The sequence below is a fragment of the Nocardioides sp. CPCC 206348 genome (assembly GCF_048654705.1).
Classification (GTDB): domain Bacteria; phylum Actinomycetota; class Actinomycetes; order Propionibacteriales; family Nocardioidaceae; genus Nocardioides.
This window is the reverse complement of record NZ_JBMCZA010000106.1, coordinates 1-7,548: the sequence shown is the minus strand read 5'-3', so window position 1 is coordinate 7,548 and position 7,548 is coordinate 1. Positions and strand designations below refer to the sequence as shown.

At 68.8% G+C, this 7,548-nt stretch carries 5 protein-coding genes; all 5 read left to right on the top strand.

The window, feature by feature from the left end:
• Positions 1 to 205 precede the first annotated feature (205 nt).
• The 5 genes from recF to ACOADB_RS05350 all read left to right on the top strand — a co-directional run bounded on the left by recF (position 206) and on the right by ACOADB_RS05350 (position 7,548).
• Positions 206 to 1,372, top strand: coding sequence for a DNA replication/repair protein RecF (recF, locus tag ACOADB_RS05370; RefSeq protein WP_378596911.1), 1,167 nt, complete (start codon positions 206 to 208; stop codon positions 1,370 to 1,372).
• A complete protein-coding gene (locus ACOADB_RS05365) occupies positions 1,365 to 2,006 on the top strand; it encodes a DUF721 domain-containing protein (protein WP_378596910.1) in 642 nt (213 codons plus the stop codon). The genes recF and ACOADB_RS05365 overlap by 8 nt, the downstream gene beginning before the upstream one ends.
• Positions 2,007 to 2,278: 272 nt before the next feature.
• Entirely contained in the window at positions 2,279 to 4,369 is a 2,091-nt protein-coding gene (gene gyrB / locus ACOADB_RS05360) for a DNA topoisomerase (ATP-hydrolyzing) subunit B (protein ID WP_378596909.1), read from the top strand.
• 51 nt (positions 4,370 to 4,420) lie between these two features.
• Positions 4,421 to 7,039, top strand: coding sequence for a DNA gyrase subunit A (gene gyrA / locus ACOADB_RS05355; protein WP_378596908.1), 2,619 nt, complete (start codon positions 4,421 to 4,423; stop codon positions 7,037 to 7,039).
• The gene (locus ACOADB_RS05350) at positions 7,039 to 7,548 is read left to right on the top strand and encodes a DUF3566 domain-containing protein (RefSeq protein ID WP_378596907.1); all 510 of its coding nucleotides are present in this window, start codon (positions 7,039 to 7,041) and stop codon (positions 7,546 to 7,548) included. The genes gyrA and ACOADB_RS05350 overlap by 1 nt, the downstream gene beginning before the upstream one ends.

Below are 7,548 nucleotides of genomic sequence, written 5' to 3'. Positions count from 1 at the left end.
GCCGAGCACGTTCACGTAGAAGGGGCCGCCGGAGGGGATGGGCGCGGGGGCGCCGTAGCCATAGCCGCCGGGGGGCGGAGGGTTCTGAGGAGGTTGCGTCATGGACGTCAGCCTAGGTCCCCGAGGGCCTCTTCAAACATGTTGCCCCGGAGGATGTCCGATGAGGCACGTAAAAGTTGTCGTCGGTGAGGGGGATGATGGGGCTGTGCACGTCTCGCATCTGACCCTCCACGACTTCCGGTCCTACGCCGATGTCGACGTGGCGCTCGACGCCGGGGTCACCGCGTTCGTGGGACGCAACGGGCAGGGGAAGACCAATCTGGTCGAGGCGATCGACTACCTGTCGCGGCTCTCGTCGCACCGGGTCGCGACCGATGCCCCGTTGATCCGGGCCGGCACCGACCAGGCCGTGATCCGGGCGGCGGTCGTCCGCGAGGGCCGCACCGCGATCCTCGAGGTCGAGCTCAACCCCGGTCGCGCCAACCGTGCCCGCATCAACCGTTCACCCCTGTCGCGCGCACGCGACCTCGCGGGAATCGTGCGCACCGTCGTGTTCAGCCCCGAGGACCTCGCCCTCGTGAAGGGCGACCCGAGCCAGCGCCGCCGGTTCCTCGATGACCTGATCGTGCTCCGCACGCCACGGATGGCGGGCGTGCTCTCCGACTACGAGCGCGTGCTGCGCCAACGCAACACCCTGCTGAAGACGATGTACGCCGCCCGGGGCTCCTCGCGCGACGGCGCCCTCGCGACGCTGGCGGTGTGGGACGACCACCTCGTCGCCACCGGCACCGAGCTGCTGCGGGCCCGGCAGGCGCTCGCGACCGACCTGGCGCCGTACCTCGGCAAGGCGTACGAGGCGGTGGCCCGTGGGGCGTCGCGGGACGACGCGCGCCTGGAGTACCAGCCGAGCGTCCCGCCGCCCGGGCCGGAGGTCGAGGAGCTTGCTCTGCAAGCGTCTCGAGACCCCCTCACCGACAGCTTCCGCGCCGAGCTCGAGCGCCGCCAGCACGACGAGATCGGGCGCGGGGTCACGCTCGTCGGCCCGCACCGCGACGACATCCTGCTGACCCTCGGTCCCGGTGACGACCAGCGGTTGCCCGTGCGCGGCTACGCCAGTCACGGCGAGTCCTGGTCGTTCGCGCTGGCGCTGCGGCTGGCGTCGTACGACCTGCTGAGGGCCGACGGCGACGACCCGATCCTGGTCCTCGACGACGTGTTCGCCGAGCTCGATGCCGAACGCCGTACCCAGCTGGCCGAGCTCGTCGCCGGCGCCGAGCAGGTGCTCGTCACCGCAGCGGTCGAGGCCGACGTCCCGCCCCAGCTGCGGGGTGTCACCTTCCACGTGGCCGGCGGTGAGGTGACCCGTGACTGAGCCGCCGATCGAACCCGACGACGCAGCAGCCGACACCGCAGCCGACGTTGCTGATGACCTCGACGAGATCGCCGTCGAGCCCGATCCGGACCACCACGCCGACGGCCTCGACCTGGCCCGCGCGCAGACCCTCGGCACCGCCGGGTCGAGCACGACGCCCGCCAAGCACCGCGGCGGACGGTTCTCCGACACGACGGCGTCGGCCAACGGCACCTTCCGTCCGGGCTCGTGGGCCCGGCGCGGTGACCCGCAGTTCAGTGGCGCCTTCCCGGACGGCCGCGACCCGCAGGGGCTCTCGGGCGAGCTCGGCAAGCTGATCAAGGACCGCGGCTGGGCCCTGGACCTGCAGGTGCGCGGGGTGTTCGGTCGCTGGACGGAGATCGTCGGCGACGAGATCGGTGCCCACTCGACCCCCGAGTCGCTGGTCGACGGCGTCCTGGTCGTCCGGACCGAGTCGACCGCGTGGGCGACCCAGCTCAAGCTGCTCGCCACGACCATCGTGCGTCGCCTGAACGAGGAGCTCGGGACGGGCACGGTCACGGTCGTGGAGGTGCTCGGACCGCTCGCACCGACCTGGAAGCACGGCAAGCGCGGCGTCCGCGACGGCCGCGGTCCGCGGGACACCTACGGGTGATCCGGTTGCGGCGGATCTGCGGCCCGAACAGCCCTCTCGGCCGTACGGGGACACATCGGACCCCCTCGCAGGCCCTCCAAACCGGCGTTATGAGCCGCTCAGGGCCGGTTTTCCACAAGGATCCCCCCGTACCGAGGGCTTAGAACGTGTTCTGAGGCCCTCAGCAGGCTAGAATGGCCATCTGGCCGGGAACGCGTCACCTGTGTGCACGACTCGGCCTTCGCCATGCCTCCGGCATGGCGGTGAAGAGGTCCAGCCAGAAGAGGTCCTGCGTGTCCAACGACAACCAGCCCGTGTCCGCGGTTCCCGCCGATGAGGTCGAGTACGACGCCTCGGCAATCCAGGTGCTGGAGGGGCTCGAAGCCGTCCGCAAGCGCCCCGGCATGTACATCGGTTCGACCGGTGAGCGCGGCCTGCACCACCTGATCTGGGAGATCGTGGACAACGCGGTCGACGAGGCGCTGGCCGGCTACTGCGACACGATCAACATCACGTTGAACGCCGACGGCTCGATCAGCGTGATCGACAACGGCCGCGGCATCCCGACCGACACCGCACCCGGCCAGGACCTGCCGGCGGCGACGCTGGCCCTGACCGTCCTGCACGCCGGCGGCAAGTTCGGTGGCGGCGGCTACAAGGTCTCCGGCGGTCTGCACGGCGTCGGTTCGTCGGTCGTCAACGCGCTCTCGACGCACCTGCACCTGGAGGTGAAGAACCGCGGCTACCTCTGGGAGCAGGAGTTCTCCCTCGGCGTACCCGACTATCCCCTGCGCCAGGTCCGCCCCCTCGAGGACGGCGAGAGCACCGGCACCACCGTCACGTGGTGGGCCTCCCCCGACATCTTCGAGACGACCGACTACAGCCTCGAGACGATCGCGACCCGCTTCCGCGAGATGGCCTTCCTGAACAAGGGCCTCAAGATCGTGCTCGTCGACGCCCGGCCCAAGGCCGAGGAGCTGGCCGACGCGGTGGAGGACGGCACGGTCGAGGTGGAGGGCGTGGCTGCTGCCGCGACCGAGATCCACGCGACCGAGGTCGACGGCCACAAGGCCCTGGAGCAGGTCTTCCAGTACGAGCGCGGCCTGGCCGACTACGTCGACTTCCTCAACCGTCGCAAGACGGTCGTCGGCTCGATCATCGACTTCGATGCCGAGACCCCGGTCGACGCGAACAACCCGATGAGCCTCGAGCTCGCGATGCAGTGGCAGACGACGTCGTACAACGAGTCGGTCCACACCTTCGCGAACACCATCAACACCCCCGAGGGTGGCACCCACGAAGAGGGCTTCCGCGCTGCACTCACCACGCTCATCAACAAGTGGGGTGAGGAGTGGGGAATGATCAAGAAGAAGGAAGATCGCCTCACCGGTGACGACATCCGCGAGGGCCTGACCGCGATCATCAGCCTCAAGATCTCCGAGCCCCAGTTCGAGGGCCAGACCAAGGCCAAGCTCGGCAACACCGAGGCCAAGGGCTTCGTCCAGTCGATCGTCAACGACCGCCTCGGCGCGTGGCTCGAGCAGAACCCGAGCGACGGCAAGGAGATCATCCGCAAGGCGCAGGCCGCGGCGACTGCCCGGATCGCCGCCCGCAAGGCGCGCGACCTGGCCCGCGGCCGCAAGGGCCTGCTCGGCAACGGCAGCCTGCCCGGCAAGCTGTCGGACTGCCAGTCGACGAACCCCGCCGAGTGCGAGGTCTTCATCGTCGAGGGTGACTCCGCCGGTGGCTCGGCGCGCCAGGGTCGCGACCCGCGCATCCAGGCGATCCTCCCGATCCGCGGAAAGATCCTGAACGTCGAGAAGGCGCGCATCGACAAGGTGCTCGGCAACGCCGAGGTCCAGTCGATCATCTCCGCCCTCGGCACGGGCATCCACGAGGAGTTCAACGAGGACAAGCTGCGCTACCACAAGGTCGTGCTGATGGCGGACGCCGATGTCGACGGCCACCACATCAACACCCTGCTGCTCACGCTGCTGTTCCGCTTCATGAAGCCGCTCATCGAGCACGGCTACGTCTACATGGCCCAGCCGCCGCTCTACCGGCTGCGCTGGAACAAGCCGCACGAGCACGAGTTCGTCTATTCCGACCATGAGCGCGACTCGCTGATGGCCGACGGCCTGAGCAAGGGCAAGAAGCTCCCCAAGGAGAACCCGGTCCAGCGCTACAAGGGTCTCGGCGAGATGAACGCCAAGGAGCTGTGGGAGACCACGATGGACCCCGACCAGCGCCTCATGCTGCAGGTGACGCTCGACGACGCGGCCCAGGCCGACGAGATCTTCTCGATCCTGATGGGCGAGGACGTCGAGCAGCGTCGTTCCTTCATCCAGCGCAACGCCAAGGACGTCCGATTCCTCGATATCTAGAACTCTCGCGGTTTTCTTAGATATCGATAGACGACGCCAGAAAGACCAATCGTGACTGAGACTCCCACTCCCCTCGGCGGCCGGATCGAGCCGATCGAGCTGCAGACCTCCATGCAGCGCGCCTACATCGACTACGCCATGGCCGTCATCGTCGGCCGGGCGCTGCCCGACGTGCGCGACGGCCTCAAGCCCGTGCACCGCCGCGTCCTCTACGCCATGTACGACGGCGGGTACCGCCCCGATCGCGGCTTCTCCAAGTGCTCGCGCGTCGTCGGTGACGTCATGGGCCAGTACCACCCGCACGGCGACACGGCGATCTACGACACCCTCGTCCGGCTCGCCCAGCCGTGGGTGATGCGCGCGCCGTTGATCAACGGCCAGGGCAACTTCGGTTCGCCGGGCAACGACTCCGCCGCAGCCATGCGGTACACCGAGTGCCGGATGGCGCCGCTGGCGCTGGAGATGGTCCGCGACATCGAGAAGGAGACCGTCGACTTCCAGCCGAACTACGACGGTCGGTCCGCCGAGCCCGTCGTCCTCCCGGCCCGGTTCCCGAACCTGCTGGTCAACGGCTCCGCCGGTATCGCGGTCGGCATGGCCACCAGCATCCCGCCGCACAACCTGCGTGAGGTCGCGGCCGGCGCGACCTGGGCGCTCGAGCACCCGGACGCCACCCGCGAGGAGCTCCAGGAGGCGCTGCTCGAGCGGATCAAGGGCCCCGACTTCCCCAACGGTGCGCTGATCGTCGGCACCACCGGCATCGAGCAGGCGTACCGCACCGGTCGTGGCTCGATCACCCAGCGTGCGGTGATCGAGGTCGACGAGGACAGCAAGGGCAGGACCTGCCTGGTCATCACCGAGCTGCCCTACATGGTGAACCCGGACAACCTGGCGCTGAAGATCGCCGAGCTCGCCGACTCCGGCAAGGTGCAGGGCATCAGCGACGTCCGCGACGACACCTCGGACCGCACCGGCCAGCGCCTGGTGGTCGTGCTCAAGCGCGACGCCGTCGCCCGCGTCGTGCTCAACAACCTGCTCAAGCACACCGAGCTGCAGACCAACTTCAGCGCCAACATGCTGGCACTGGTCGACGGCGTTCCGCGCACGCTGACGATCGACCAGTTCATCAGCAACTGGGTGACCCACCAGATCGAGGTCATCCGACGTCGTACGGAGTACGAGCTCCGCAAGGCCGAGGAGCGCGCCCACATCCTGCGCGGCCTGGTCAAGGCGCTCGACATGCTCGACGAGGTGATCGCCCTCATCCGGCGCTCCCCCGACGCCAACGAGGCCCGCACCGGCCTGATGGCGCTGCTCGACGTCGACGAGGTCCAGGCCGAGGCCATCCTCGGCATGCAGCTGCGCCAGCTGGCCGCGCTGCAGCGCCAGAAGATCATCGATGACCTGGCCGAGATCGAGATCGAGATCGCCGACTACAAGGACATCCTCGCCAACGTCGGCCGCCAGCGGCAGATCGTCATCGACGAGCTCGGCGAGATCGTCGAGAAGTACGGCAACGACCGCCGCTCGCAGATCATCGCGGCCGACGGCGACCTGTCGATGGAGGACCTGATCCCCGACGAGGAGCTCGTCGTCTCCATCACCCGCGGCGGCTACGCCAAGCGGACCCTTGCCAGCCAGTACCGCACCCAGAAGCGTGGCGGGAAGGGCGTTCGTGGCGCCTCGCTGCGCGGTGACGACGTCGTCGAGCACTTCATCTCGACGACCAACCACCACTGGTTGCTGTTCTTCACGACCGCCGGCCGGGTCTACCGCACCAAGGCGTACAACCTGCCCGAGGCGTCGCGTGACGCCAAGGGCGGCCACGTCGCCGGACTGCTGTCGTTCCAGCCGGACGAGTCGATCGCCCAGGTGCTCGCGATCCGGGACTACGAGCAGGCGCCGTACCTCGTCCTCGCGACGCGACGCGGCCTGGTCAAGAAGACCCGCCTCGGGGACTACAACAGCCCCCGCCAGGCCGGCGTCATCGCGATCAACTTCCGCGAGGACGACGACGAGCTGATCGGGGCCGAGCTGGTCAACAGCGAGGACCACATCCTGCTGGTGTCCCGCAAGGGACAGGCGATCCGATTCCCCGCGGACGACTCGCAGCTGCGGCCGATGGGCCGGGCCACGTCCGGTGTCACGGGCATGAAGTTCCGCTCGGGCGACGCACTGCTGTCCATGGCGGTGATCCGGGCGGCCGACGTGGCGCACGAGGAGTCCGACGCCGATGTCCAGTACGTCTTCACGATCACCGACGCCGGCAAGGCCAAGCGGACCCGGATCTCCGAGTACCGCCTCCAGTCGCGCGGCGGCCTCGGCATCAAGGCGATGACCCTGACCAACGAGGACCGCGGTTCGCTGGTCGGCGCGTTCATCGTGATCGACGGCGACGGGATCCTCTCCATCACTGCCACCGGCCAGGTCGTGCGCAGCCCGATCAACGAGGACTTCCGGGTCACCGGCCGGTCCACGCAGGGCGTCAACTTCGTCACCCCGAAGAAGGGCGACTCGGTTGCGGTCGTCGCTCGATCGGTCGAGGCGAAGGAGCTGGACGAGGAGGGTGCGGGCGAGGGGGCCGACGCCTCCGCGCCGGCGACGGAATCGCCCGATCAGGCTCCGGATGCCACAATCGAAGGATCCGAATCCGGAGAGAGTGAGAGCTGATGACCGAGCGCATCGATGACACGGCGAGCCGCACCGCCTTTGCAGCGGCGCCGGGCGCAGGTCAGTCGGCGCGCGCTCCGATGCCGCAGGCGACACCGGCCGCTGCGGCGGCCGGGGCCGCCGCACGGGGGCGTGCTCCGCGTCGCGCACGGCTGCGCCTGACGCGGATCGACCCCTGGTCGGTCATGAAGACGGCGTTCCTGTTGTCGATCGCGTTCGCCGTCGTCACCGTGGTCTCGGTCGCGATGGTGTGGCAGGTCCTCGGCGCTGCGGGCGTCTGGGACTCGATCAACTCCACGATCCAGGAGAGCATCGGCGGTGAGGACGTCGCCGGGTTCCGGATCGAGGACTACGTCGGCACCAGCCGCGTGCTCGGCTTCACCATGCTCGTGGCAGCCATCGACGTCGTACTCATCACCGCGACGGCGACGCTCACCGCGTTCCTCTACAACATGGCCGCAGCCCTGCTGGGCGGCATCGAGATCACCCTCGCCGAGGACCCGCACTGA